Annotated in this window: 1 protein-coding gene; it reads right to left on the bottom strand. The window is 60.4% G+C overall.

Features of this window, described 5'->3' with window-relative positions:
* Positions 1 to 803: ribokinase (locus PA598K_RS34645; protein ID WP_185602419.1), on the bottom strand; the 803-nt coding region annotated here is incomplete at its 3' end.
* Positions 804 to 874: the final 71 nt, after the last annotated feature.

The following is an 874-nucleotide window of genomic DNA, read 5'->3' as shown; positions in this document are numbered from 1 at the left end:
GGGCCGCTCCCGGCAGCGAGCGAATAGGCGAAGCCAGCGTTGAAGCAATCGCCGGCGCCGGTCGTATCGACGGGATCGGAGGGAAAGGCGGCGATATGCTGGAGATCGATCCCCCGGATATAGTAAGCGCCCTCCGAGCCGGCTTTGGCGACGATTGTATCGACGCCTTTGCGCAGCAGCACGCCTGCCGCTTCCTTAAGCTGCAGCTTGTACGCCTGGTGACGGCCCGCGTAGTAGCGGATCTCCGTCTCATTGGGCGTCATGTAATCGACATAGCCGAACAGCGCGTCAGGCAGCTGGGAGGCTGGCGCAGGGTCGAGGATGACCGTCTTGCCCGCTGCCTTCAGCCGTTTCATCGCGTAGGCAACGGTGCCGACGGGGACCTCCAACTGGAAGAGGAACAGCTCAGCTTCCATCATATAGTCCCAATGCTCGTCGATGTCGGTCGGCCTTAGCAGACCGTTCGCGCCCGGCGAGATGATGATCTGATTTTCGCCTTGTGGATCGACGAGGATCATCGCTGTGCCTGTAGCCGCTCCCTGCTCTTGCCGGACGCCTGTTGTATCGACGCCGTTCATCCTTAGGTGACGGATATAGTCGCTGCCATGGATGTCGTCGCCGACCTTGCCGACCATGCGCACATTGGCGCCCAGCTTGCCGAGCGCGACCGCCTGATTGCCTCCCTTGCCGCCAAAGAAGGTCGTGTAGCCGACCGAGGTCAGCGTCTCGCCGGGTAGCGGGAAACGCTCCACGGCGGCGACCAGATCGATGTTCAAGCTTCCGATAACGCATATGGATTTCATCTGTTTCTCTCCTATTCTTTGACTGAGCCCATCACGATGCCGTGGATAAAGTAGCGCTGCAGGAACGGATA

Origin of the sequence: Paenibacillus sp. 598K (assembly GCF_003851045.1) — a bacterium.
Lineage (GTDB): Bacteria > Bacillota > Bacilli > Paenibacillales > Paenibacillaceae > Paenibacillus_D.
This window is presented reverse-complemented; position numbering and strand designations above follow the sequence as displayed.